This window comes from Streptomyces sp. NBC_01515 (genome assembly GCF_045040345.1).
GTDB lineage: Bacteria > Actinomycetota > Actinomycetes > Streptomycetales > Streptomycetaceae > Streptomyces.
The window spans coordinates 8,140,912-8,166,732 of the sequence record NZ_CP109416.1 but is presented as its reverse complement, the minus strand read 5'-3'; the positions used below and the strand labels follow the sequence as shown (position 1 = coordinate 8,166,732).

General features: G+C 70.3%; 22 protein-coding genes and 2 pseudogenes. 10 read left to right on the top strand and 14 right to left on the bottom strand.

Annotation, left to right across the window (positions count from 1 at the left end):
- Positions 1–71: 71 nt before the first annotated feature.
- From hflX to miaA, 6 genes are all read right to left on the bottom strand, one after another.
- Positions 72–1,565 carry a GTPase HflX gene (gene hflX, locus OG407_RS36990; RefSeq protein ID WP_403603840.1) on the bottom strand — a complete coding sequence of 498 codons (1,494 nt, stop codon included), beginning with the start codon at positions 1,563–1,565 and terminating at the stop codon, positions 72–74.
- A 167-nt stretch (positions 1,566–1,732) separates the two neighbouring features.
- Positions 1,733–3,262 (bottom strand): M1 family metallopeptidase, encoded by a 1,530-nt coding sequence (locus OG407_RS36985; RefSeq protein WP_405863980.1) that lies wholly within the window; start codon positions 3,260–3,262, stop codon positions 1,733–1,735.
- Between the two features lie 510 nt (positions 3,263–3,772).
- Positions 3,773–5,926, bottom strand: a complete 2,154-nt coding sequence (locus tag OG407_RS36980; protein ID WP_405863978.1) for a RelA/SpoT family protein — start codon at positions 5,924–5,926, stop codon at positions 3,773–3,775.
- A gap of 283 nt (positions 5,927–6,209) precedes the next feature.
- Entirely contained in the window at positions 6,210–7,079 is an 870-nt protein-coding gene (gene dapF, locus OG407_RS36975; protein ID WP_405863976.1) for a diaminopimelate epimerase, read from the bottom strand.
- Between the two features lie 59 nt (positions 7,080–7,138).
- Positions 7,139–7,639: a hypothetical protein gene (locus OG407_RS36970; RefSeq protein WP_403603937.1), complete on the bottom strand. Its 501-nt coding sequence runs from the start codon at positions 7,637–7,639 to the stop codon at positions 7,139–7,141.
- A gap of 108 nt (positions 7,640–7,747) precedes the next feature.
- Entirely contained in the window at positions 7,748–8,686 is a 939-nt protein-coding gene (miaA, locus tag OG407_RS36965; RefSeq protein ID WP_403603848.1) for a tRNA (adenosine(37)-N6)-dimethylallyltransferase MiaA, read from the bottom strand.
- A 249-nt stretch (positions 8,687–8,935) separates the two neighbouring features.
- Here miaA and OG407_RS36960 point away from each other — a divergent pair, with 249 nt between their 5' ends.
- A complete protein-coding gene (locus OG407_RS36960) occupies positions 8,936–9,157 on the top strand; it encodes a hypothetical protein (RefSeq protein WP_405863974.1) in 222 nt (73 codons plus the stop codon).
- A 24-nt stretch (positions 9,158–9,181) separates the two neighbouring features.
- A complete protein-coding gene (locus OG407_RS36955) occupies positions 9,182–9,472 on the top strand; it encodes an antitoxin (RefSeq protein WP_405863972.1) in 291 nt (96 codons plus the stop codon).
- A gap of 566 nt (positions 9,473–10,038) precedes the next feature.
- Here OG407_RS36955 and OG407_RS36950 read toward each other — a convergent pair.
- The 3 genes from OG407_RS36950 to OG407_RS36940 form a co-directional block, all read right to left on the bottom strand.
- A complete protein-coding gene (locus tag OG407_RS36950; protein ID WP_405863970.1) occupies positions 10,039–10,776 on the bottom strand; it encodes a class III extradiol dioxygenase subunit B-like domain-containing protein in 738 nt (245 codons plus the stop codon).
- Positions 10,777–10,893: 117 nt separating this feature from the next.
- A complete protein-coding gene (miaB, locus tag OG407_RS36945; protein WP_405863968.1) occupies positions 10,894–12,411 on the bottom strand; it encodes a tRNA (N6-isopentenyl adenosine(37)-C2)-methylthiotransferase MiaB in 1,518 nt (505 codons plus the stop codon).
- 63 nt (positions 12,412–12,474) lie between these two features.
- Positions 12,475–12,879, bottom strand: a complete 405-nt coding sequence (locus tag OG407_RS36940; protein ID WP_405863966.1) for a hypothetical protein — start codon at positions 12,877–12,879, stop codon at positions 12,475–12,477.
- 214 nt (positions 12,880–13,093) lie between these two features.
- Here OG407_RS36940 and OG407_RS36935 point away from each other — a divergent pair, with 214 nt between their 5' ends.
- The gene (locus OG407_RS36935) at positions 13,094–14,092 is read left to right on the top strand and encodes a TAXI family TRAP transporter solute-binding subunit (protein ID WP_405863964.1); all 999 of its coding nucleotides are present in this window, start codon (positions 13,094–13,096) and stop codon (positions 14,090–14,092) included.
- 107 nt (positions 14,093–14,199) lie between these two features.
- Here the strand turns inward: OG407_RS36935 and OG407_RS36930 are convergent, their stop codons facing one another.
- Both OG407_RS36930 and OG407_RS36925 read right to left on the bottom strand, forming a co-directional pair.
- Entirely contained in the window at positions 14,200–15,612 is a 1,413-nt protein-coding gene (locus OG407_RS36930) for an ATP-binding protein (RefSeq protein ID WP_405863962.1), read from the bottom strand.
- Between the two features lie 9 nt (positions 15,613–15,621).
- Positions 15,622–16,308: a response regulator transcription factor gene (locus OG407_RS36925; RefSeq protein WP_405863960.1), complete on the bottom strand. Its 687-nt coding sequence runs from the start codon at positions 16,306–16,308 to the stop codon at positions 15,622–15,624.
- A 290-nt stretch (positions 16,309–16,598) separates the two neighbouring features.
- Here OG407_RS36925 and OG407_RS36920 point away from each other — a divergent pair, with 290 nt between their 5' ends.
- The 7 genes from OG407_RS36920 to OG407_RS36890 all read left to right on the top strand — a co-directional run bounded on the left by OG407_RS36920 (position 16,599) and on the right by OG407_RS36890 (position 22,983).
- On the top strand, positions 16,599–17,375 hold the full coding sequence (locus OG407_RS36920) for an amino acid ABC transporter ATP-binding protein (RefSeq protein ID WP_019060965.1): 777 nt from the start codon (positions 16,599–16,601) through the stop codon (positions 17,373–17,375).
- A gap of 191 nt (positions 17,376–17,566) precedes the next feature.
- Positions 17,567–18,409, top strand: a complete 843-nt coding sequence (locus tag OG407_RS36915; protein WP_405863957.1) for a glutamate ABC transporter substrate-binding protein — start codon at positions 17,567–17,569, stop codon at positions 18,407–18,409.
- A 52-nt stretch (positions 18,410–18,461) separates the two neighbouring features.
- The gene (locus tag OG407_RS36910) at positions 18,462–19,130 is read left to right on the top strand and encodes an amino acid ABC transporter permease (RefSeq protein WP_328678125.1); all 669 of its coding nucleotides are present in this window, start codon (positions 18,462–18,464) and stop codon (positions 19,128–19,130) included.
- Positions 19,127–20,035 (top strand): amino acid ABC transporter permease, encoded by a 909-nt coding sequence (locus tag OG407_RS36905; protein WP_405863955.1) that lies wholly within the window; start codon positions 19,127–19,129, stop codon positions 20,033–20,035. The genes OG407_RS36910 and OG407_RS36905 overlap by 4 nt, the downstream gene beginning before the upstream one ends.
- Before the next feature lie 175 nt (positions 20,036–20,210).
- A complete protein-coding gene (locus tag OG407_RS36900) occupies positions 20,211–21,806 on the top strand; it encodes an FAD-dependent monooxygenase (RefSeq protein ID WP_405863953.1) in 1,596 nt (531 codons plus the stop codon).
- Positions 21,807–22,045: 239 nt separating this feature from the next.
- On the top strand, positions 22,046–22,585 hold the full coding sequence (locus tag OG407_RS36895) for a cysteine dioxygenase (RefSeq protein WP_405863951.1): 540 nt from the start codon (positions 22,046–22,048) through the stop codon (positions 22,583–22,585).
- A complete protein-coding gene (locus OG407_RS36890) occupies positions 22,582–22,983 on the top strand; it encodes a rhodanese-like domain-containing protein (protein WP_405863949.1) in 402 nt (133 codons plus the stop codon). The genes OG407_RS36895 and OG407_RS36890 overlap by 4 nt, the downstream gene beginning before the upstream one ends.
- Positions 22,984–23,037: 54 nt before the next feature.
- On the opposite strand, the pseudogene OG407_RS36885 reads toward OG407_RS36890, so the two are convergent.
- The 3 genes and pseudogenes from OG407_RS36885 to recX all read right to left on the bottom strand — a co-directional run bounded on the left by OG407_RS36885 (position 23,038) and on the right by recX (position 25,819).
- Positions 23,038–24,182: pseudogene (locus OG407_RS36885) on the bottom strand (sugar ABC transporter substrate-binding protein).
- A 131-nt stretch (positions 24,183–24,313) separates the two neighbouring features.
- Positions 24,314–24,631: pseudogene (locus OG407_RS36880) on the bottom strand (ABC transporter permease); the annotation flags it as partial.
- Between the two features lie 213 nt (positions 24,632–24,844).
- The gene (gene recX, locus OG407_RS36875) at positions 24,845–25,819 is read right to left on the bottom strand and encodes a recombination regulator RecX (protein WP_405863947.1); all 975 of its coding nucleotides are present in this window, start codon (positions 25,817–25,819) and stop codon (positions 24,845–24,847) included.
- Positions 25,820–25,821 lie beyond the last annotated feature (2 nt).

The window sequence follows — 25,821 nt, the reverse complement described above, 5'->3', positions numbered from 1 at the left end:
GTGCACGCCGAAGGCCCGCCCCCGGGAAGAGAGTTGGGGGCGGGCCTTCGGACTTGCAGTGCTACGACCCGTCAGGCCAGCGGTGCCGGGACGTACGGCGCGAGTTCCGCCGCCAGTTCCTCGTGCACCCGGGCCTTGAGCTGGGTGCCCTCCGGCGTGTGCTCCTCGGAGATGACCTCACCCTCGGAGTGGGCGCGGGCGACCAGCTTGCCGTGGGTGTACGGCACGAGCGCCTCGATCTCGACCGAGGGGCGCGGCAGTTCGCTGTCGATGAGCGCGAGCAGCTCGGCGATGCCCTGGCCGGTGCGGGCCGAGACCGCGATGGAGCGCTTCTCGTTCCGCATCAGCCGCTGGAGCGTCAGCGGGTCGGCCGCGTCCGCCTTGTTGATGATGACGATCTCGGGCACCTTCGTGGCGCCGACATCCCGGATCACCTCGCGTACAGCGGCCAGCTGCTCCTCCGGGACCGGGTGCGAACCGTCCACCACGTGCAGGATCAGGTCGGCGTCGCCGACCTCCTCCATCGTGGAGCGGAAGGCCTCGACCAGGTGGTGCGGCAGGTGCCGGACGAATCCGACGGTGTCGACCAGCGTGTACAGCCGTCCGCCCGGGGTCTCGGCCCGGCGCACGGTCGGGTCGAGGGTCGCGAACAGCGAGTTCTCGACCAGCACGCCCGCGCCCGTGAGGCGGTTGAGCAGGGACGACTTTCCGGCGTTGGTGTAACCGGCGATCGCGACCGAGGGCACCTTGTGGCGGCGGCGCTCCTGGCGCTTGATGTCGCGGCCCGTCTTCATGTCCGCGATCTCCCGGCGCATCTTCGCCATCTTCTCGCGGATACGACGCCGGTCCGTCTCGATCTTGGTCTCACCGGGACCACGGGTGGCGAGGCCGCCGCCCGAGCCGCCGCCCATCTGACGGGACAGCGACTGACCCCAGCCGCGGAGCCTCGGCAGCATGTACTGCATCTGCGCGAGCGCGACCTGCGCCTTGCCCTCCCGGGACTTGGCGTGCTGGGCGAAGATGTCGAGGATCAGGGCCGTACGGTCGATGACCTTGACCTTGACGACGTCTTCGAGGTGGATCAGCTGGCCCGGGCTGAGCTCACCGTCGCAGATGACGGTGTCGGCGCCGGTCTCCAGGACGATGTCCCGCAGTTCGTTGGCCTTGCCCGAACCGATGTAGGTGGCCGCGTCCGGCTTGTCGCGGCGCTGGACGACACCGTCGAGGACGAGCGCGCCCGCGGTCTCCGCGAGGGCGGCCAGCTCGGCGAGCGAGTTGTCCGCGTCCTGGACCGTGCCCGTGGTCCAGACGCCGACGAGTACGACGCGCTCCAGGCGGAGCTGTCGGTACTCGACCTCGGTGACGTCCTCAAGCTCGGTGGAGAGGCCGGCGACGCGGCGCAGGGCCGCCCGCTCGGAGCGGTCGAACTGGTCGCCGTCCCGCTCTCCGTCGATCTTGTGGCTCCAGGCGACGTCCTCTTCCATCAGGGCATCGGCCCGAAGACCTTCGGGGTAGGCGTGCGCGAGGCGCTCAGTGTCCTGGGAAGGGGAAGAAGAGGAGGTCATTGGGTCCTTACGTCGATGGGAGTCCTGCAAAGGTCATAACGTGCGAGCGCCTCCGGAGATTCCCGGTGGCTGCCGGGTGTGTCCCCGGTGACCCGCGCCGCCGACCCGACGATGGTCGCACGGCGCGGATCGCCACGTCACTGCCTTATTTATTGCCCGTCACCGCCTCATTTCACCGGTGCCTGCGACTTCCAGTCCGGGTGACCCGGCATCGGCGGGGTCTTCTCGCCGTAGAGCCAGCCCTGGAAGAAGTCGCTCAGGTCGCGGCCGGAGATCGCGGAGGCGAGTTCCTCGAAGTCGGCGGTGGTGGCCGTGCCGTCCCGGTGGATGCTCACCCAGCTGCGCTCCAGGCGTTCGAAGGCCGGGCTGCCGATCTCCTGGCGCAGGGCGTAGAGGGCCAGGGCGGCGCCGTCGTAGACGTTGGGGCGGAAGATGCCGATCTTCTGGCCGGGCGCGGGCGCCTTGGGGAGTGCGGGCGGTCCGCCTGCGGCGCGCCAGCGGTCGGAGGCCTCGTAGGCAGCCTTCATACGTGTCTCCATCGGCCTGTGCGCCTTCTCCTGGGCGTACAGCTCCTCGTACCAGGTGGCGTGTCCTTCGTTGAGCCACAGGTCGGACCAGGTGCGGGGGCTGACGCTGTCGCCGAACCACTGGTGGGACAGTTCGTGGACCATGATCGACTCGACGTACCACTTGGGGTAGGCGGGCTCGGTGAAGAGATCTCTCTCGAAGAGAGAGATCGTCTGCGTCTCCAGTTCGAAGCCGGTGGACGCGTCGGCCATGAGCAGCCCATACGTCTCGAAGGGGTACCGGCCGACCTTGCTCTCCATCCAGGCGATCTGGTCGGGGGTCTTCTTGAGCCACGGTTCGAGCTGCTTGGCGTCCTTGGCGGGGACGACGTCGCGCATCGGCAGGTCGTGCGGTCCGGTGCGGTGCAGCACGGCGGAGCGGCCGATGGACACCTGGGCGAGTTCGGTGGCCATGGGGTGCTGGGTGCGGTACGTCCAGGTGGTGTTCCCGCCGACCTTGTCGACGCCGGCCGGCAGTCCGTTGGCGACGGCCGTGTAGGCGTTGGGGGCGGTGACCCTGATGGTGAACATCGCCTTGTCGGAGGGATGGTCGTTGCACGGGAACACCAGGTGCGCGGCGTCGGCCTGGTTGGCCATGGCGAGCCCGTCCTTGGTGCGCACCCAGCCGCCGTCCTGACCCTTGGCGGACACGGGGTCGCTGGTGTGCCGCACGGTGATCCGGGTCCAACTCCCCTCGGAAATCGGCCTCTCCGGAGTGACGACCAGATCCTCACCTGCACTGGCGAAGGTCGCGGGCCGCCCGTCGACCTCGACCGAGTCGACGGTCCCGTGCGCGAAGTCGAGGTTGATCCGGTCCAGCCTCTCGGTCGTCCACGCGTCGATGGTGGTGACGGCCTGGAGCGGCTTGCTGTTGCTGCCGGGATACGTGAACGAGAGGTCGTACGACGCCACGTCGTAGCCCGGGTTGCCCAGCGTCGGGAAGAGGCGGTCACCGACGCCCAGGGGCGTGGGCGGGGCGCTCGCGGCGACGAGGCAGACGGACACGGCGGAGGCGAGCAGCGCCGCCTTCAGCCGTCGGGAGTTCCTGGTGCGCGACCGGGGAGCCGGATCACCGGAGCCGGTGCGGGGGATGCCGATGCCGGTCGTGCCGGTGCGAGGGGTGAGCAGCATGCACCACCGCTACCAGCGCGCGCGTGCCCCACGGCGCCGACTCGCGCCCGGCCCACTCGAACGGGGTCCTCCCGGGGGCTTACAGGATGCTGAACACACCGGGGCGTGCGGGCGGGCGCGGGCTTTCCGGGTGCCGCGGGTGCGCATCCCGCGTGTGTCTCTTCAGAGCGCCGGGGGCCCACTCGTGGTTTCAAGGCGCCGGGGGACTCAAGTCAGCGCGTCTCAGCGGCCCGACCGTTTCACGCCGGCGCACACCTCGGGGGACCGACGGCTCAGGGTCGGCGCGACCTTTCGGGGTTGCCGGGCGGACTCTCGAATCAGGCGCGCCTCAACGGGGCGGGCTGCTACACGTCGACGCACGTCTCTGAGGACCGGCCGCTCAGCGTCGGCGCGTGCCTCCGGGATCTGTGCTCCGGAGGGCCTCACGCCGGACGAGTGTCGCAAACCCCCTCCAGGGGGCTCATGACGGACGCGTATCTCAACGGGCCGGCGGCAAAGCCCGCGCCCCGCTCAGAAGGCCGTCGTGTTGTGATGCTGCGCGCGGCTCACGTCGTAGACGCCCGGTACGTTGCGCATCGCCCTCATGAGCGTCAGGAGGTGGGCCGCGTCCGGGAGTTGGAGTGTGTAGGTGTGGCGGACGCGTTGCTGGGTCGGGGGTTCGACGGTTGCCGAGACGATTTCCGCGCCCTCCAGGGCGATCGCTTCGGTAAGGTCGGCGAGGAGATGCGGGCGGCCGAACGATTCGGCTACCAGCGTGACGCGGCACTCGGTGGTGTCGCCCCAGCGCACTCCGACTTCCGCGCGCCCCACGCTCTTCATGTGCGCCACCGCGCTGCACTCCACGCGGTGGACGGTCACGACGCCGCCGCGTACCGAGAATCCGGTGACCTCATCAGGCGGTACGGGCGTACAGCAGCCCGCGAGCCGTACGGTCGCGCCGGGCTGGTCGACAACCGGGGTGGCGGGGGCGTCCCCGGTGTTCGGGGTGCCCAGGGTGTCTTCGGAGGCGGGGGGCGCCGAACGGACGCTCTGCGCCCCCTCGTTCGCCGCCGCGGCCGCTCCGTCATCGCCTCCCGGATGCGCGGTGATCCACCGCTGGATGGCGATCCGGGCGGCGGGCGTGTGCGCGTGCTCCAGCCACTCCCTGGAGGGCTCGGAGGCCGGGTCCTGACCCATGAGGAGCTGGACGGTGTCGCCGTCCTTCAGGGCCGTGCTGAGGGTCGCCAGACGGCCGTTGACGCGGGCGCCGATGCAGGCGTGGGCGTCCTCGCCGTACTGCGCGTACGCGGCGTCCACACAGGTCGCGCCGTCGGGCAGGCCCAACGTGCCGCCGTCGGGCCGGTACACGGTGATCTCGCGGTCCTGGGCGAGGTCCTCGCGGAGCGTCGACCAGAAGGTGTCGGGGTCGGGCGCGCCCTCCTGCCAGTCGAGGAGGCGGGAGAGCCAGCCGGGCCGGGTGGGGTCGGCGCGCTCACCGTCGTTCGCGGCCTGTTGCTCCTCCGAAGGAGGAGCGTAGGGATTGCCGAGCGCGATGACGCCGGCCTCGGCGACCTTGTGCATCTGGTGGGTGCGGATGAGGACTTCGACGACCTGGCCGTCCGTGTGGGCGACGCCGGTGTGCAGCGACTGGTAGAGGTTGAACTTGGGGACGGCGATGAAGTCCTTGAACTCCGAGACGACGGGCTTCAGGCAGGTGTGCAGTTCGCCGAGGACGCCGTAACAGTCCGCGTCCTCGTTCACGAGCACCAGGAGGCGGCCGAAGTCGGCGCCGCGCAGTCGGCCGCGCTTGCGGGCGACGCGGTGCACGGAGACGAAGTGCCGTGGCCGGATGAGGACTTCGGCCTGGATGCCGGCGTCGCGCAGGACGGTGCGCACCTCGTCGGTGACCTCGGCGAGCGGGTCGTCCGTGCGGGAGGCGTTGTCGACGATCAACTCGCGTGTGTGGTCGTACTCCTCGGGGTGGAGGATCGCGAAGACCAGGTCTTCCAGTTCGGTCTTGAGCGCCTGGACGCCGAGCCGTTCGGCGAGCGGGATGAGGACGTCCCGGGTGACCTTGGCGATGCGGGCCTGCTTCTCGGGGCGCATCACGCCCAGGGTGCGCATGTTGTGCAGGCGGTCGGCGAGTTTGATCGACATCACGCGGACGTCGCTGCCGGTGGCGACGAGCATCTTGCGGAAGGTCTCCGGCTCGGCCGCGGCGCCGTAGTCGACCTTCTCCAACTTCGTGACACCGTCGACGAGATAGCGCACCTCGGCGCCGAACTCCTCGCCGACCTGATCGAGGGTCACTTCCGTGTCCTCGACGGTGTCGTGGAGCAGGGAGGCCGTCAACGTCGTTGTCTCGGCGCCGAGTTCGGCGAGGATCAGCGTCACCGCGAGGGGGTGCGTGATGTACGGCTCGCCGCTCTTGCGCATCTGGCCGCGGTGCGAGGACTCGGCCAGGACCCAGGCGCGGCGCAGCGGTTCGAGGTCGGCGTCGGGATAGTGGGCGCGATGCGCCTCGGCGACATGGCCGATGGCGTCCGGCAGCCGGTCGCGCGCGGTGGGACCGAGCAGGGCGGCCCGGCCGAGCCGGCGCAGGTCGATCCGGGGGCGGGCCTTCCTGCGGGGCACTGTGTTGGTCACAGGGCCTGGGGTCGCAGGGTTCGTGGCCTCCGCACTCATGGGCACCTCCGGCTGCTTGACCGGCGGACGGGTGCCCCATGGCGTACTCGGCTCAGGGGATCTTCGATCCCCCGTCCGGGCCGGTGCTTGATGCTACCGAGCCCACCACGTGCGACTGACCGCCTCTCGCCGAGCGTGAAACGGATCACCCATTCGAGCGAAGGTCGGCGGGTTTACGGTTTTGCGCCACGCCATATCAGGTCAGCCGTGGTTTCGAGCCGCTCCGAACGCCGGAGACTTCGGATCAGGGCACCCGGAGCGGCCAGGACTGCGATTCACCCGTTCAGCGGATGACGTTTTCCAGCCACTCGGCATCGATCTCGCCCTCGGCGACGATCACCGCGGGACCGGTCATCTCGATCTGGCCGTCGGGCCGCTCGGTGATCACCAGCGTTCCGCCGGGCACATCGACGGTGTACGTCGCGTGCGTCCCGGTGACGGCCGGGTCGGCGCCGTCCCTGCGGGCGGCGGCCACGGCGACCGCGCACGCGCCCGTGCCGCACGAGCGGGTCTCGCCGGCGCCGCGCTCGTGCACGCGCATGGCGACGTGTCCGGGGCCGCGGTCGACCACGAACTCCACGTTCACGCCGTCCGGGTAGGCGGCGGCCGGGCTGAAGGGCGGCGGGGACAACAGGTCGCCGGCCTGCGCGAGGTCGTCGACGAAGGCGACCGCGTGCGGATTGCCCATGTTCACGTTCCGCGCGGGCCAACTGCGCTCGCCGACAGTCACGTTGACGTCCCCTTCGGGGAGGCGGGCCTTGCCCATGCCGGTGGTGACGTCACCGTCCTTGGCGATGTGCATGGACTTCACACCCGCGCGCGTGGCGATCGCGAAGTCACCTTCGGCCACATATCCGGCTCGCTGGAGATAGCGGGCGAACACACGGGTGCCGTTCCCGCACATCTCCGCGATCGAGCCGTCGCCGTTGCGGTAGTCCATGAACCACTCCGCCTCGGCCGCCATGTCCCGCGCCTCGGGGTGCGCGGCGGACCGCACGACGTGCAGCAGTCCGTCACCGCCGATGCCCGCGCGGCGGTCGCACAGGACGGCCACGGCGGCCGGGGACAGGTCGATGGCGTTGTCGGGGTCCGGGACGATCACGAAGTCGTTCTCGGTGCCGTGCCCCTTGAGGAAGGCGATCCGCGTGCTCATTCCTCGATCGTACGGGGTGCCTACGACAACCCGACGATCACGGTGACGGACGTCCGCGGCTAGCGCAGCCGGGCCACGCGCCACACGGCCAGGACGACCACTACGGCCACCACCAGGGCGTACGCGATGACGACCCGCCAGTCCGGGCGGCGCCCGGAGCCGCGCTGCGGGAAGCCGGGCCAGGTGTAACCGACGCGGCGGGCGGCCGTCGTGCCCCAGCCGGCCGCGCAGGAGCAGATGAGCAGGCCGAGCATGGCGACCACGGCCCCGCTGTCGCCGAAGTCGAAGGCGAGCGGGAAGGCGAACATCAGGGAGCCGACCGCGGCCAGGGCCACGATGGGGGCGAGCTGCCAGATCCGCAGACGGCGCTGCGGGCGGAGCTCGACCTCGACCTCGGGACCGGCGAACATCTCGTCGGGCCCGGGACCGTCGGCGGTCACGCCGCCCAGGATCTCGTCCGGGCCGTCAGGGCTCAGTCGGCCGTCGGCCTCTTCCGGTTCACCACGGTCAGCGGTGATCTGCTCGATGCCTTCTGCGGTGTCGCGAGGGCCGGCCTCCATCGCCACGCGCCCTCCCAACTCGGACTCCACTTGGTCGATCGAAGCTCGATGATGGCACGCCCCCGGAGGCCGGAACCGCGGCCTGAGCGTCCCGATGCCATGACGTGATCAGGCTGTGACCGGTCGTTCGACCAACGCCAGTGCCAGGTGCGGCAGTTCTGTGAGATCCGCCGCAGCCCCACTCAACCAGTGCACCCGGGGATCGCGCCTGAACCACGAATCCTGACGGCGCGCGAAGCGCTTGGTGGCACGCACGGTCTCCGTGCGCGCCTCCTGTTCCGTGCACTCCCCCGCGAGCGCCGCGAGCACCTGCTGATAGCCGAGCGCGCGGGACGCAGTGACCCCTTCGCGCAGACCGCGCGCCTCCAGGGCGCGGACCTCGTCCACCAGCCCCGCGCTCCACATCCGGTCGACCCGGCGCGCGATGCGCTCGTCGAGTTCGGGGCGCGCCACGTCGACGCCGATCTGGACGGTGTCGTAGACCGAGTCGTGCCCGGGGAGGTTGGCGGTGAAGGGCTTGCCGGTGATCTCGATGACCTCCAGGGCGCGGACGATACGGCGGCCGTTGCTGGGCAGGATCGCGTGTGCGGCCTCGGGGTCGGCGGCGGCCAGGCGGGCGTGCAGGGCGCCGGAGCCGCGCAGGGCGAGTTCCTCCTCCAGGCGGGCGCGGACCTCGGGGTCGGTGCCGGGGAACTCCAGGTTGTCGACGGCTGCGCGCACGTACAGCCCGGAGCCGCCGACCAGGATCGGCCAGCGTCCCTCGGCGAGCAGGGCGTCGATGCGCTCACGGGCGAGCCGCTGGTACTCGGCGACGGACGCCGTGACCGTGACGTCCCAGATGTCCAGGAGGTGGTGCGGGACGCCGTCGCGTTCCTCGGGCGTCAGCTTGGCGGTGCCGATGTCCATCCCTCGGTAGAGCTGCATGGAGTCGGCGTTGACGACCTCGCCGCCTAGGCGCTGGGCCAGGAAGACGCCCAGATCGGACTTTCCGGCCGCGGTCGGTCCGACGACGGCGATGACTCGGGGGGCGGGGGGTGCGCTGCTCACGTTCCCAGTCTCGCAAACGTCGGACCCTGCCCTCGAACGAGTTACGTGACAGCACGCGCGCGGGGTCGTTGCCCGTTGCGAGGTATCCCGCCGCCGGTTTCTGGAGGCGGTGACCCGGGCGACGCGAACGGACGCACCGGGCTACGCGGGATTTCGCCCGCACGAGTAACGTATGGAGTTGATATGGGCGTTTTTGACCGGATTCTTCGGAGGTCGAAGGCTACGGAGGAGGCGTCAACCGCCGAAGCGGTGGCCGACACGGAGACGGTCGAGGCACTGACGGCCGCAGAGGCGGACGAGGTGTCGGAGACCGAGGCGGGGGCAGGGGTCGAGGAAGTGGCGGAGACGACGGCGACGGAGGCCGTCGCGACCGGCGAGTCCGTAGACGCCGTCGACAGCGTCGAGATTCCGAAGCAGCAGTCCGCCGAAGTGGCCGCAGACAACGAGGCCGGTGAAGGCGCCCGAACGTAACTGCCCCGCGTGGAAAGGTGAACCATGGGTCTGATGGACAGTTGGAAGGCCAAACTCGCCCCGGCGAAGGACAAGGTCTCGGGCCTCGCGCAGCAGCACGGAGGCAAGATCGAGAACGGCCTGGACAAAGCCGCGAAAATGGTCGACGAGAAGACCAAGGGCAAGTACAGCGACAAGATCCAGACCGGCACGGGCAAGGCCAAGGACGCCATGGACCGACTCGCGCACCAGGGCGACACGGGAAGCACCGGGAGCACGGGGGCGGAGGGCAGCGGCACGACCACGCCGCCGGACCCGACCCCGCCGGCTTCCTGAACGGCACCTGCACATCGATCGGCGGACGGCCGCGGGGCGTTTGGCTCCTCGGCCGTCCGCCGTTTCGTGAGCCGGGGACGGGAGCGGTTCGGACGCTGCGGGAGCTGGGGGTCGCTTCGGAGCGGGGTGAGTGGCGGTGACGGCGATGCGCGGTGCGTGGGCGTTACGGCCGCCTCGGGCTCGCCGCCTGCCGACCGCGTTGCCTGCCTGCCGCGCTGCCGTCTGCCGTCTGCCGTCTGCCGTCTGCGCGACGACTGTGGCAGGCGGGTGCGTGTGACGCGCTCCGGGCGCAGGCATGGGTCACCCCAGGGCGCTCGCAGAGGACCGCCTCCGCTGCGCCCTCCCACCACCACGTAGCTCGCCGTCGCCACCCCACCCGGGGTGCAACGCATGCCACGCGGCGCAGCCCCTCGGCCCGGCGCAACCCCACCCCGCACGCGCAACGCCTAGATCACGCCACACCCCCGCTGACGACGGCGGCCCAGACCACGTCACCCCCGCCTACAGCCTCAGTGCACCAAGTACCCCGCCCCCGCCGCCCCACGAGCCCGCCCCCGCACCCGCCCCTACGACCAGGTAGCAACCACGTACCCGACCCCATACGGCGCGTCCTCGTACAACAACGCCCCGCCGAGGCCCGCACCCTCCGCCGCGCCCGCGAGCACCTGCCAGGGCCCACGGCCCGACGCCTTCAGTTCGTACGCCAGCTCGGCATCCAGCGCCTTGACGGCCGCCACGTCCGCCGCCCCCAGCGCACGGGCGACCTCCGCGTCGAAGGGTGCCGCCCGCTCGTCGAGATAGCCCGGTGCCTTCAGCGTCCGGCACGCGCTGGCGTCGCCCATCACCAGCAGCGCGACCCGGTCGGCCTGCGCGACGATGTCCCTCCCGGTTTGGATACACCGCTCGGCCTCAAGAGGTTCCCCCACGCCGAGTCCCTCGATCGGGGCGTCGGACCACCCGGTCCGCTCCAGCAGCCAGGCGGCGACGGCTAGCGAGGGCGGAAGCTCACGCTCCGACGCCGCGCCACTGTCCCCGCGCCCATCCCCGTTCCCGTTCCCGCCCAGCCGTACGGCGAGATCCACACCGAAGCCGCGGAACGAACCCCGGGTGCCCTCAGGATGCGGCCCGCGCCCGCTCTGCTCGGCGGGCCCGACGACCACCAGGCGGTCGGGCCGGGCGGCGGCGAGCACGCCCAGCGCGTCGGTGCACGCGGCCCGCGCGGCGGCCAGTTCGGGCGCGGCACCTGCGGCGACATCGGGGACGAGGAGCGGCGGGCAGGGGCACACGGCGGCAGCTACGAGCATGGCCGGAACACTAACAAGGCGCCCAACAAGTCACGCGGACAGTCGACATGACCGCGCCGCCGACTCGACGTCGATCCGGTATCGGCCCGGTGTCACGCCCAGCGGTGCACGACGGCCTCAGTCGCAGCCGCAACCGCTCCCCGTGGCGACCGGCAACGGCGCGGGTGCGCCGATCTTCGGCAGGCCCAGCATCACGCCGGCCGGTTTGGCGGCCTCGGCCGCGTTGCGCTTCTCCCAGGCGTCGCCCGCGCGCGTGGGACGCACGTCCAGGGTGGGGCCCTCGGCGAGGAGGTGGTGCGGGGCGGCGTACGTGATCTCGACCGTCACCACGTCACCGGGGCGAACGTCCTGGTCCGGCTTGGTGAAGTGGACGAGGCGGTTGTCGGGCGCGCGCCCGGAGAGGCGGTGGGTGGCGCCGTCCTTGCGGCCCTCGCCCTCGGCGACCATCAGTTCCAGGGTGCGGCCGACCTGCTTCTTGTTCTCGTCCCAGGAGATCTGCTCCTGGAGGGCGACGAGACGCATGTAGCGCTCCTGGACGACCTCCTTGGGGATCTGGTTCTCCATGGTCGCGGCCGGGGTGCCGGGCCGCTTGGAGTACTGGAACGTAAACGCTTGCGCGAAGCGCGCCTCGCGGACCGCGTGCATCGTCTGCTCGAAGTCCTCCTCGGTCTCCCCCGGGAAGCCCACGATGATGTCGGTGGTGATCGCGGCATGCGGGATGGAGGCGCGGACCTTCTCGATGATCCCCAGGTAGCGCTCCTGGCGGTAGGACCGGCGCATGGCCTTGAGGATCGGGTCGGAGCCGGACTGCATGGGCATGTGCAGCTGCGGCATCACGTTCGGCGTCTCGGCCATCGCGGCGATGACGTCGTCGGTGAAGTCGCGCGGGTGCGGTGAGGTGAAGCGGACGCGCTCCAGGCCCTCGATCGCGCCGCACGCGCGGAGCAGCTTGCTGAAGGCCTCGCGGTCGCCGATGTCGGAGCCGTACGCGTTGACGTTCTGGCCGAGCAGCGTGATCTCGGAGACGCCCTCGCCGACCAGGGCCTCGATCTCGGCGAGGATGTCGCCCGTGCGGCGGTCCTTCTCCTTGCCGCGCAGCGCCGGGACGATGCAGAAGGTGCACGTGTTGTTGCAGCCGACGGAGATCGACACCCAGGCCGCGTAGGCGCTCTCGCGCCGGGTCGGCAGCGTCGAAGGGAAGGCCTCCAGGGACTCCGCGATCTCGACCTGCGCCTCTTCCTGCACTCGCGCGCGTTCCAGCAGGACCGGCAGCTTGCCGATGTTGTGCGTCCCGAAGACGACGTCCACCCAGGGCGCCTTCTTCACGATGGTGTCGCGGTCCTTCTGGGCGAGGCAGCCGCCGACGGCGATCTGCATCCCGGGGCGCTTCGTCTTCATCGGGGCGAGCCGGCCGAGGTTGCCGTAGAGCCTGTTGTCGGCGTTCTCGCGCACGGCGCAGGTGTTGAAGACGACGACGTCCGCGTCCCCGTCCGAACCCTCGGGCGCACGCACATAACCGGCACCCTCCAGGAGACCGGAGAGCCGCTCGGAATCGTGAACGTTCATCTGGCACCCATAGGTGCGCACTTCGTACGTCTTGACGTCCACTGCCCCGCTCCGGTCACCGCTGCTCATGTGACAAGGGTAGGCGGTGCCGGGAGCGACTCATCCGGCGGCCGAGAACCGCCGTGCCTCACGTCACTCGTCGCCCGCGCTCCACCCCTGCTTGCGCAGCACCCCGGAGACGTCCGGCGCCTCGTAGTACTCCCCCTTGAGCACCTTGCCGTCCGCCCGGCGGGCGATCTCGCCGTCCGGGCCGATCTTGGTCATGTTGGCGCGGTGGATCTCGGAGATCACCATGTCCAGGTCGACGCCGTGGACGAGGGCCGTGCCGTACGCGACGTAGACGACGTCGGCCAACTCGTGCGCCAGCCGGTCCAGGGGGCCGCTCACGGAGACCTCGGAGACCTCCGCGGCCTCTTCGGCGAGCAGTTCGCCCCGGTGGGCGGCGAGGGCGGGGGCGACCTCGGTGGGTGTGGTGCGGGCGTCGAGCCCGAAGGCCAGGTGGAATTCGCGGACCAGGTCGGCGGGCGAAGAACTCATGCGACGACCCTAACGGCCGCCACTGACACCCCCGGACCGCCAGGGTCTGTCGGGCGGATCTGCTCGCGGACCCGGGGCGCACGCACTCCGGCCGCACGCACCAGCCCCCTGTCACCCGCGCCGATCATCCTCCGCTCCGATCCACCGCACAGTCCCGGGCCCTGCCCTGCCCTGCCCTGGTCAGCACCGCGCGCGGACTGGCAGGATCGCGCGCATGCTCAAGCTGTTCTCCCGTATCGGCAGGCGCCGGGCCCTCCAGGGCGCGGCCGCCGGCTTCGTCGCGTTCGGGCTGTTGCTGTGGTGGCTGCTGCCCCTGGGCGACGAGCCGCCGACCGGGACGATCACCTTCAGCACCGGGACCCGGCTGGGGGTCTACCAGGAGTACGGCAAGCTCCTGCGCACCGAATTGGACAGGGACATGCCGGGCCTCACGGTGAAGCTGGTGAACAGCGACGGGTCGCAGGAGAACGTCGCGCGCGTGGCGACCGGCCACGCCGACTTCACCATCGCCGCGGCCGACGCGGTGGGAACGTACGAGGTGGAGGGCAAGCCCGGTGCGGCCGGGCTGCGCGGGGTCGCGCGACTCTACGACGACTACGTCCAGCTCATCGTGCCGCGTGACTCGGACATCGACTCGGTCAACGATCTGCGGGGCAAGCGCGTGGCCATAGGGCCGGACCGCTCGGGTGTGCGGCTGATCGCCGACCGGGTGCTCACGGCGGCCGGCATCGACCCGAAGAAGGGCGTCGAGCCGGTGGCGGCCGGTATCGACACCGGACCGGATCTGCTCAGACGGGGCAAGATCGACGCGTTCTTCTGGTCGGGCGGGCTGCCGACGGACGGCCTGAAGGACCTCGCCAAGAACTACGCGTTCCGGTTCGTGCCGATCGAGGCGACCCTCGTGGCCAAGATGCACGAGCAGGGCGACGCAACCCGCTACTACCGCGCCACCAACATGCCGGAGTCGGCCTATCCCACCATCCAGCGCGGGTCCACCGTCCCGACCATCGCGGTGTCCAACCTGCTGATGACCCGCAAGGACGTGAACGCGAGGCTCACCGAGTGGATCACCAAGACCGTGATCAAGAGCCGCGACGGCATCGGCAAGCAGGTCCACTCCGCACAGCTGGTGGACCTGCGCACGGCGATCTACACCGACCCCCTGGCCCTGCACGAGGGCGCCCGGCGCTACTACCGCTCCGTCAAGCCGTAGAGCCGTAGAACCGAGCCTCAGGGCCTCAGGGCCCACCGCGGGCCCTGGACCGCCCGCTCGGACCCGGGGGCCTCGGGGACCTCAACTCCGGCCCCTGAGGCGCCCGTTCAGGCCGTGGGGCCGCTTCTGGGCACCGACACGGTCACCTTGAGGCCGTGCGGCTCGTGGTGGTCGTACGTGAGGGAGCCGCCGCCCGCGGCCAGCAGGACGTGGGAGATGGACAGGCCGAGGCCGGAGCCCTTGATGTTCTGGTGGCGGCCGCTGCGCCAGAAGCGGTCGCCGACGCGGGCGAGTTCGTCCTCGGTGAGGCCCGGGCCGTGGTCCGTGACGACGACGGTCGAGGTCTCTCCGTTCGACGCGACCGTCACCTCGACGGACTCGTCCTCGGGCGTGAACTTCACCGCGTTGTCGATCACCGCGTCCAGGGCGCTGGACAGCGTGATCGGGTCGGCCCAGGCCGTGGTGGGCGGGCAACTGCCCACTAGGCGCACGCCCTTGGCCTCGGCGGTCGGTGCCCAGGCCGCGACGCGCTCGGCGGTCAGCGCGCCGATGTCGGTGATCCTGAGGTCGGCGTCCGCGTGCTCGGCCAGGGCCAGGTCGAGCAGGTCGTCCAGGACCTGGGTCAGGCGCTTGCCCTCGGTGCGGACCGAGGCGATCTCGTCGTTGTCCTCCGGCAGTTCGAGTGCGAGCAGTTCGATGCGCAGCAGCAGCGCCGAGAGCGGGTTGCGCAACTGGTGCGAGGCGTCGGCGACGAAGGCGCGCTGCTGCTCCAGCACGTCCTCGACGTTGTCCGCCATCTCGTTGAACGACCGGGCCAGGCGCTGAAGTTCCGGCGGCCCGCCGGCGGCCGCGACCCGGGACTTGAGACGTCCGGTGGCGATGTCGTGGGTGGTGGCGTCGAGGACCCGTACCGGTCGCAGGACCCAGCCGGTCAGCCGTAGGGCCGCGCCTACGGCGAGCAGCATCGCGGCGATCTCGCCGGCGCCGATCGTCAGCCAGCCGCGCAGGGTCCGTGAACGCATCGGCCCGGTGGGCGAGTCGGTGACCACTACGGCGATCACGTCGCCGTCCCGGATGACCGGCGAGGCGACGACCAGGCGGTTGCGCTGCCAGGGCCAGACCTGCTCCGGGTCGTGGCTGCGGCGGCTGAGGAGTGCCTCGGCGAACGCGTCGCGCACCTCGCCCGTCTTGGGCAGCAGGAAGTCGTCCGGCGCGTTCGCCATGGAGATGTCGGTGCGGTAGAAGACGCCCGCGCGGATGCCGTAGACCTCGTAGTAGCTGGCCAGTTCGCGGTCCAGGGTCTCCTGGCGCTCGTCCGGAACCGTGTTGGCGGGGCGTGACCCCGTGGGCGCGTCGGTGACGAACTGGGCGAGGGCCGCGAACCGCGCGGTGTCGTCGATACGGTCGACGATCACCTTCTGCTGCTGGGCCGCGGCCGTGCTGATGGCGAGCGGGACGCCGAGCGCCAGCAGTACGGCCGCCATCAGGACGATGAGCAGCGGGAGGAGGCGTGTGCGCACCCGGGCCCGCTACGCGGCCGGGGCGACGAGCCGGTAGCCGACGCCTCGTACGGTCTCGATCAGCGCGGGCATCCGCAGCTTGGCGCGCAGGGACGCGACATGCACCTCCAGGGTGCGTCCCGTGCCCTCCCAACTGGTGCGCCACACCTCGCTGATGATCTGCTCGCGCCGGAACACCACGCCAGGGCGTTGTGCCAGCAGCGCCAGCAGATCGAACTCCTTGCGGGTCAGCTGGACGACCGAACCGTCCACGGTGACCTGACGGGTGGGCAGTTCGATGCGCACCGGGCCGAGCCGCAGCGCGGTGTCGCCGCCCCCGCCGGCGTCCTCGTGGACGCTGCGCCGGCTGACGGCGTGGATGCGGGCGAGCAGTTCCCCGGTGTCGTACGGCTTCACTACGTAGTCGTCGGCTCCGAGGTTGAGGCCGTGGATGCGGGAGCGTACGTCGGAGCGGGCGGTGACCATGATCACCGGGGTGCTGGTGCGCTTGCGGATCTTGCCGCAGACCTCGTAGCCGTCCTGGTCGGGCAGGCCGAGGTCGAGGAGGACGACACCGAAGCCGTCGCTCTCGGGGACGAGTGCCTGGAGGGCCTCCTCGCCGCTGCGGGCGTGCGTGACGTCGAATCCGTGCCGCGCCAGGACCGCGGACAGAGCGGCGGCGACATGGTTGTCGTCCTCGACGAGGAGCAGTCTCATCCCGGCCCCCTCCGGTTCATCGTTCGTATGGTGTCGGCCTGTACAAAAGCACGTCTCACGCGCGCGTGCACCCAGGCAGTCACGCTGATGGACGAAGACGCCGTCAAGTGGGTTCCGGTTGCGTGCGGTCTTCCGTTGTCCAGCCGGTACGGATCCCGGCGACAAACTGCTACGACACGTGTCCTATTGCTATCCGATCGTGATGCTCAGATCTCGCTCAGATGTGATGACGCTGGTCGTAAGGCCTCACTACTGTCCTCCGCAACCGACGAGGACGGAGCCAGCAAGCGATGACCGAAGTATCGGTGGCCAAGGAAGATGTGGCCGCGACCGGCGAACTCGTCGTCCTGAAGAGCGTCAACAAGCACTTCGGCGCGTTGCACGTACTCCAGGACATCGATCTGACGATCGCCCGCGGCGAAGTCGTCGTGGTGATCGGGCCCTCCGGGTCCGGGAAGTCCACTCTGTGCCGCACCATCAACCGCCTGGAGACGACCGATTCGGGTTCGATCACGATCGACGGCAAGCCGCTGCCCCAGGAGGGCAGGGAGCTGGCCCGACTGCGTGCCGATGTCGGGATGGTCTTCCAGTCCTTCAACCTCTTCGCGCACAAGACCGTGCTCGAAAACGTGATGCTGGGTCAGATCAAGGTCCGCAAGGCCGACCGCAAGCAGGCCGAGGAGAAGGCCCGGGCGTTGCTCGACCGGGTCGGCGTGGCCACGCAGGCGGACAAGTACCCGGCCCAGCTGTCCGGCGGTCAGCAGCAGCGCGTCGCCATCGCGCGGGCGCTGGCCATGGACCCCAAGGTGATGCTCTTCGACGAGCCGACCTCGGCCCTCGACCCGGAGATGATCAACGAGGTGCTGGAGGTCATGCAGCAGCTCGCCCGGGACGGGATGACGATGATCGTCGTCACCCATGAGATGGGCTTCGCCCGCTCGGCCGCCAACCGAGTGGTGTTCATGGCGGACGGCCGCATCGTCGAAGAGGCCGTGCCGGACCAGTTCTTCAGCAACCCGCGCAGCGACCGGGCCAAGGACTTCCTGTCGAAGATCCTTCACCACTGACGACCCGCTGACCATCGCCGACGACCACTGACGATCAGCCACGACCGCTGACGAACCGCTACAGCCAGCCACTGGCGGCCCGCCGACGACGGGCGGCCGCCGACTGCCGCTGAGGGTCCCGCACGCCCTCAGGGCCACCGTCACGCGCCCTGACGGTCCCTCATCTCCTCTCCAGCCAAAGGATGTTCACCATGAAGCTCCGCAAGGTCACCGTGTTCGCGACCACCGCTCTCGTCCTCTCGCTCGCCGCGACGGCGTGCGGGAGCAGCGACAAGGACGACTCCGGTTCGGGCTCCGGCGGCGGCAGCAAGATCAAGATCGGCATCAAATTCGACCAGCCCGGCCTCGGCCTGAAGCAGCCGGACGGGACCTACGCCGGCTTCGACGTGGACGTGGCGACCTATGTGGCAGGCCAGCTCGGCTACAAGCCCGCCCAGATCGAGTGGGTCGAGACCAAGAGCGCCGACCGCGAGAACGCGCTGGCCCGCGGCGACGTCAAGTTCATCGCGGCCACGTACTCGATCAACGACGAACGCAAGAAGAAGGTCGACTTCGCCGGCCCCTACCTGCTGGCCCACCAGGACCTGCTCGTCAAGAAGGACTCGACGATCGCGAAGGGCACGGACCTCAACGGCAAGAAGCTCTGTTCCGTGACCGGCTCCACCTCGGCTCAGAACGTCCAGAAGACGATCGCCCCGAAGGCCAACCTCCGTGAGTACAGCGGCTACTCGGAGTGCATCGCCGGCCTGCAGAGCGGTGCGGTGGACGCGCTGACCACCGACGACTCGATCCTCGCGGGCTTCGCCGCACAGAGCCAGTACAAGGGCCAGTTCAAGCTCGCCGGCCTGAAGCTCAGCAACGAGAACTACGGCATCGGCGTCAAGAAGGGCGACTCCGCGACCGTCACCAAGATCAACACCGCGCTGGAGAAGATGGTCAGCAGCGGCGCCTGGCAGACCGCGGTCACCAAGAACTTCGGCCCGGCCGACTACAAGAACGAGCCCGCCCCGAAGATCGGCAACATCGTCAAGTAAGCGCGAGAAAACCCCGGTAAGGCAGGCCCCATACCCGGAAGCGCGGGAGATCGTGTTCGACTTTCTTCAAGGTTATGACGTCCTCGGGGCGTTCTGGATGACGGTGAAACTCACCGTCCTCTCCGCCCTCGGCTCCCTGGTCTGGGGCACACTGCTGGCCGGCATGCGGGTCAGCCCGGTCCCCCTGATGCGTGGTTTCGCCACCTTCTACGTCAACACCGTCCGGAACATCCCTCTGACGGTCATCATCGTCTTCACCTCGCTCGGCCTCGCCGACATCTTCGGCGTGACCATGGGCGCGTCCGACGACTTCAAGGTGCAGGGTTTCCGGCTGGCGCTGCTGGGTCTCGTGGCTTACCACGCGGCCTTCGTCTGCGAGGCGGTGCGCTCCGGCATCAACACCGTGCCCGTCGGACAGGCGGAAGCGGCCCGTGCCATCGGGCTGAGCTTCAGTCAGGTGCTGCGGATCATCATCCTTCCGCAGGCGTTCCGCGCGGTCATCACACCGCTGGCCAACGTGCTGATCGCGCTGACCAAGAACACCACCGTGGCGGCCGCGATCGGGGTCGCCGAGGCGGCCGCCCTGATGAAGACGATGATCGAGAACGAGGCCCAGACGGTCGCCATCGGCGCGGTCTTCGCGTTCGGTTTCGTGGTACTGACCCTGCCCACCGGCCTCCTCCTCGGCTGGCTGGGCAAGCGACTGGCGGTGAAGCGATGACCTCCGTCCTCTACGACGCGCCCGGCCCCCGTGCCAAGCGGCGCAACGTGCTCCTCTCTGTCGCGTTCGTCGTCCTGCTGGCCCTCTTCTTGTGGTGGGTCTGGCAGACGATGGACGACAAGGGCCAGCTGAAGTGGGCCCTGTGGCAGCCGTTCACCACGTCGGACGCCTGGACGACGTATCTGCTGCCGGGCCTCGGCGACACCCTGAAGGCCGCCGGCCTCGCCATGGTGATCGCCCTCCCCCTGGGCGCGTTCTTCGGTATCGCCCGGATGTCCGACCACAGGTGGGTGCGTGTCCCGGCCGGCGTGGTGGTCGAGTTCTTCCGGTCGATCCCGGTCCTGCTGCTGATGCTGTTCGCGAACGAGTTCTACGTCCGCTCCACGAACATCGGCAGCGAGGAACGGCCCCTGTACGCCGTCGTCACCGGCCTGGTGCTCTACAACGCCTCGGTGCTCGCCGAGATCGTCAGGGCGGGCATTCTGTCCCTCCCCAAGGGGCAGACGGAGGCCGCGCACGCCATCGGTCTGCGCAAGGGCCAGACGATGACGACCATCCTGCTCCCGCAGTCCGTCACCGTCATGCTGCCGGCCATCGTCAGCCAGCTCGTGGTCATCGTGAAGGACACCGCGCTGGGCGGCGTGATGCTGGGCTTCACCGAGCTGCTCAACGCGCGCAGCACCCTGGCGGCCAACTACGCCAATGTGGTGGCGAGTTTCATCGTCGTGGGGATCATCTACATCCTGCTGAACCTCGCCCTCACCACCTTCGCGAGCTGGCTGGAGCGCAGGCTGCGGCGCAGCAAGAAGAGCACGGGTGCGACCGTCGCCCTCGAAGACGCCACGGGGCTCAACCCCGCGCAGGTGGGTGGCGGCTTCGGAACCGGCGCCGGCGGCACGATCTGATGATCGGTCAAGTGGCATGAACGACGCGGAGGCAGTGGCATGATCGCCACTGCCTCCGTCACTTGACGCAAGCACCGGCAATAGGTTGCATACGTTCTGTGATCGTGCACCCTGCTCCAACTTCCTGTTCACATGCGTCCCTGAGGACACCGTCACGGGCAGGGGGCGCCGCACCGTGGACCCGGTGATCATCGTCGGGGCGGGGCCCGTGGGGCTCACGCTCGCCCTGGCACTGGCGCGTCAGGAGGTGCCCTCCGTCGTCCTCGACGAGGGTCCGGGCAAGGACGAGCCGCGTCCCGCGCGCACCGTCGTCCTGAGGGAGGACACCGCGGCACTCCTGGAGCGGCTGACCGGCATGCCCCTCGCCGAGCTCGGCTCGCGCTGGGCCGGATGGCGGTCGATGCGGCGCAAGCAGGTGATGCGCGAGATCACGTTCGACGAGACCGAACCCGCCCCCCTGCACATCGCCCAGCACGTCCTCACCGGCGCCCTCCGGCAGGCGCTCGCGGGCGAGCGGCTCGTGAAGATCGCCCCGGACAACCGCCTCGACTCCCTCGAACAGGAGCCCTCGGGCGTCACCGCCCACACCCGCGGCCCCAAGGGCACGTGGTGGCGCGGGAGTTACCTGGTCGGCTGCGACGGCCCGCGCTCGACCGTGCGCAAACTCCTGGACATCCGCTTCCCCGGCCGTACGGCGGTGGAGCGACACGCCGTGGCCGCGCTGCGCACGGAACTTCCGTGGCCCGATCATGCGTTGTTGCATCGGGTGCCGCCGTGGCGGACGTCCGGACCCTCGGCGGGGGAGGTCACCGGACGCCCCCTCCCGGACGGCGTGTGGCGCCTGGACTGGCTGCTGCCACCGGGCAAGGACCTGGTCACCCCCGAGCTGCTGCTGGGCCGCATCCGGGAAACGCTCGCGGGCTGGACCGAGGGCCCGACACCGCCGTACGAACTGCTCGACACCGGCGTGCACACCGTGCACCACCGGCTCGCGCGGCGGTGGCGGGCGGGGCGGGTGTTCCTCGCCGGGGACGCCGCGCATCTGCTGGGGGCGCTCGGGACGCAGGGGCTGGACGAGGGGCTGCGGGACGCCGACAACCTCGCCTGGAAGCTGGCCCTGGCCTGGCACCACGGGCCGCACGAGCCGCTGCTCGACAGTTATCAGGCGGAGCGGCGGGCGGTCGTGGCGGCCCGGCTGCGCGCCGCCGACCAGGCACTGCCGCTGGTGCGCGGCGGCGCCGGACTGCGCGCGGTCGTGCCCGGCTCGGCCCGCGGCCACGACGTGCTGCTCACGGACGGTCACCTGGGACACGGCGCGCTCGGTGCGCCGGGGGCGTACGCCGACTCACCGCTCGCGCCCCGGCACATCGAGGCCGAGGTCCCCGTCGACACCCCGCCCGGCGCCCCGGTCACCGACGTCCTGGTCACCGCCGAGGACGGCGCCTTCGTACGGCTGCGGGACCGCCTCGGGCGCGGCTCCCTGCTGGTCGTCCTGGTCGCGCCGGGCACGGGCGTGTGGGAGCGCAAGCACTGGGTGACGGCCGGAATCATGCCCCGCCTGGCCGCCGCGGTGACGGCGCTGCCGCACCCGGCCGAGTTGCTGGTCGCCGAGAGCTACCCGGGCGCCGCGGCCCACACCGTCCTGCTCGTACGGCCCGACGGGCACCTGGTCACGGCGCTGAGCGGGGTGCGTCCGGCCGACCTGTACGCGGCGGCCGAGGCGACCCTGGGCGGCCCGACGAGGACGGAGGCCACGGCCGGCTCGCGCTGAGGCCGCCGTACCCGAACTGTCCACATAGTGACGCTGAGTTGACCGGCCCGTACCGCCGTGCTGTACTCCGGACCATGACCGACACCTCTGTCCACCTCTGGCGGAAGGTCCATCTGGACCTCGTCCGCTACGTGGGCTGTGTGTGTCACGTCGCCTGCTGAATTCGCATCTCTCACCCGCGCGCGCCACTGTTGTGATGCCTGCGCGCACCTTCGCGAACACTCATCAGGACGGTGCACGTGTCTGTCTCCCCTTCTGCCTCCGTGTCCCCCGCCGCGCCCTCCCCGGCCCCGACGCAGGCGGACCTGCTCGACTTCGTCCGGCGTACGGCCGCCGACACCGAGCTGATCGCCTCGCTCCCCCTCGACCCCGAGGGCCGCACCTGGGTGCGGCTCGACGGTCCCGGCGGCAGCGAGGCCTGGCTGATCGGCTGGCCGCCCGGCAGCGGCACGGGCTGGCACGACCACGCCGAGTCGGTCGGCGCCTTCCTCACCGCCGCCGGCGAACTCAAGGAGAACTCGCTCGCCGCGCGGCTCCCGAGCAACGGCTGGAAGACCCTCGAACTGGAGGAGGGCGTGGACCGCGAACGGCGGCTGCCGACCGGCAAGGGCCGCGCCTTCGGTCAGCACCACGTCCACGAGGTGCTCAACGAGTCCTCCGAAGAGCACGCGATCTCCGTCCACGCCTACTACCCGCCGCTGCCGCAGATCCGCCGCTACAGCCGTACGGGCCCGGTGCTGCGCCTGGAGCAGGTGGAGCGCCCGGAGGACTGGCAGTGAGTACCGCGCACGAACAGCCGCTCGGCATAGACGAGTTGCTGGAGCGGACGCGCGAGACCTACGAGCGGATCGAGGCGCGGGCCGCGTACGAAGCGGCCCGCGACGACAGGGCCCTCCTGGTCGACATCCGCTACGCGGCCCTGCGCGACCGCGACGGCCTCATCCCCGGCGCCCTGGTCATCGAGCGCAACGAACTGGAGTGGCGCCTCGACCCCCGGGGCAACCACCGCGCCCCCGAAGCCACCGACCACGACCTGCGCGTCGTGGTGATCTGCAACGAGGGCTACGCGTCCACCCTGGCCGCCGCGTCCCTGCACCAACTGGGCCTGCACCGCGCGACGGACCTCGTCGGCGGCTTCCAGTCCTGGAAGGCTGCGGGACTGCCTGTCACGTCGTAGACACTCTGTCCACGACGTGACAGACCTGATCTACGACGTGACGCACCGACCCGCTCACGACCCGTCGGAGGGGCAGTAGAGCGGGTCGGTGTCCGCGTTGGTCCTGGTGATCAGGCGGGCCGGTGTGGTGGCGATCTTCTCCACCTTCTCCTTACGGAGAAGGCTGATGGTGTTGGTGACGGCCAGTTCGCCGGTGTCCTTGGCCGAGTTGGATACGGTGGCGGCGAAACGGCCGTCCTTGAGGGCGGCGAGTGTCCCGTCGGTGCCGTTGACCGTCACGATCTTGACCTCCTTGCCGCCGGCCGCGTCGAAGGCCTTGCGGGCGGCGAACTCCCTCTCCTCGTTGGCGACGAAGGTGTAGTCCAGATCGGGATGCGTTTTGATCATGCCCTCGGCGACGATCTTCGCTTTGGCGGCGACGAACACGGCGGGCTGGTTGGCGACCACCTTCACGTTCGCCGGCAACCCCTTGGTGAAACCGCCGACGAGCAGGTCGGAGGCGGCGCCGGGCGCGCCCGCGATGACACCCACCTGCACTTGGCGCCCCGCGGCGTCGTCCTCGATCCAGCCGGCGTCCAGCTTGCCCAGCGCCTTCAGGTCGACGACGACGGCGCTGAGGATGTCGGACGGATCGGCGCTGACCGAGTCAGGAAGATCGGGATGTGCGCGCTCTTGGCCTTGGCGATGTCGCTCTTGAGGGCGGTGGTGTTGACCGTCTGCAGGATGATCGCGTCGACATGGCGCCCGATCATGTCCTGGATGTTGGCCAGTTCCCGCGCGGCGTCCTGATGCGAGTTGACGGTGACGAGCTTCGCGAAGTTGCTCTTGGCCGTGTTCTCGATCGACTCCTGCAGACAGGTGTGGAACTCGGCACTCCCGCCGTTGACGAACCCGAGGGTGGTGAGCCCGTCGTCGGCGGGCGTGGCACTGGACTCCAGCCCACAGCCACTCAGTAAGAGACCTGTACTGACCAGGAGGACCACCAGGATTCCTCGGTGGTGAGCGGGCAGGGGCGAGGACAAGGGGGCCCGCCTTTCAGGGCGTACGAGGACTGGTCGGGTAAACGACCGGAGGCACTCGGGCAGTCCTGGCTGCGGCTCAGCGGGCGGGATGGCCGGGGTTCGGCAAGCGTGGAGGGCCGAGGTTCGGCAGCAGAAGCTACTCCCGCGGCAAACATGCGCACCCTTTGCGTCACGCATGCTAAGTCTGCGGAACGCGTGCCGTTCGGTGAGGCGGGTGGCCGCGTGGCACGTTGCCGCGTAGCGGCTGGGAGTGATGGCTGACGGTTGCCGTCGCTCGCTTTCGGGACGGACGACCGGGGGTTCCCCGTTCACTCCCGGGCGGTCGCCACCGTGGCTGCCCGGACCCGGAGGGCCACGCGTCTCGGCCGCCCCGACCACCGTGAGGTCCACGAGGGGCGTGATCGACGGTGGCGCCCGACCGGCCAGCACAGCGAAGGCGGTACCGCTGCCGGGCGCCGTGCCAGCAGCAACACCGACAGCGTCTCGGTGCGCAGCAGCACGAACTCCCGGGCACGCTCCGCGACCGACATGGCGAGCGTGTTGACCACGGCGATGGCCGTGAACGCCAGAACTAGCCCCATGGCCAGGTAGTTGACTTCGGCGTTCGCCTGTTGCTGCCGCGCCTGTGGGCGTGTGCCATGCGTACACAGTTGTTTGTGCACAGGTGTCTGCGCACTGGGTCAATCCGGCTTCTACAACCGGGAGTTGGCCCTAACTCCGGCACGGGCCCGGTGCTTGCCTGAACGCGGTCGGCGCCCCCGCGCGTCCACCGTGTTCAGGACGTTCGCACCACCGAGGGATCGGAACCCGGGATCGATCAGAACCGGATCGATCCCGGATCAGTACCCCTCGTCCCCGAGGAACTCCGTGTCCTCGCCCTCTTCCTCCAGTGCCTGCCGGACCACTCTGAGGGCCATGCCCTGGGAGTAGCCCTTGCGGGCCAGCATGCCCGCGAGGCGGCGCAGCCTCTTGTCGCGGTCGAGGCCCCGGGTGGACCGCAGTTTGCGGTCCACCAGGTCGCGGGCCGTCGCCTCCTCCTGCTCGGAGTCGAGCTGGGAGACGGCCTCGTCGATCAGCGTCGAGTCGACGCCCTTGGTGCGCAGCTCCTGGACGAGCGCGCGCCGGGCCAGGCCCCGGCCGTGGTGCCGAGATTCCACCCAGGCGTCCGCGAACGCACCGTCGTTGATCAGCCCGACCTCCTCGAACCGCGACAGCACCTCGTCCGCCACCTCGTCCGGGATCTCCCGCTTGCGCAGGGCGTCCGCGAGTTGCTTGCGGGTGCGCGGGTTCCCGGTGAGCAGGCGCAGGCAGATGCCCCGCGCCCGCTCGGCCGGGTCCGCCGGCGGCTCCTCCTTCTTCTCTGCCCTCGACGAGGAGAAGTCGCCTCGGTCCCCTCCGGACGACTCGCCGAAGCCGCGGCCGCTGCCACGGCGCCCGCGTCTACCGCGTGCGCCGTCACCGCGCGCCGTAGACCCTCGCGAGCCGCCCACGCCCCGCGCTCCGCGACCGCGGCGCGAGCCGCTGCCGGGTGCGTCGTCATCGGCGGACCCGTCGCCGGGCGAACCTCCGCCGGGCGCCGAGCTCCTGAAAAGCCGACCGGTGCCCGCCGGACCATCGCCGGGCTCCGGGCCGCCGAAAGGCGGACCGGCTTCCCCCGCGAAACCGCCGCCCGGCTCATCGCCGTACGGCCCGTCAATGCCGTACGGCTCCTCTGGCGTGCTGTCCGCACCGTAGGCCAAGCCGTCGCCGCCTCTCCCGCGCCCCTGCGGGGCGTCGGGATACGCGTACTCGGCCCAGTCCGTTCGTCGTGTCACGG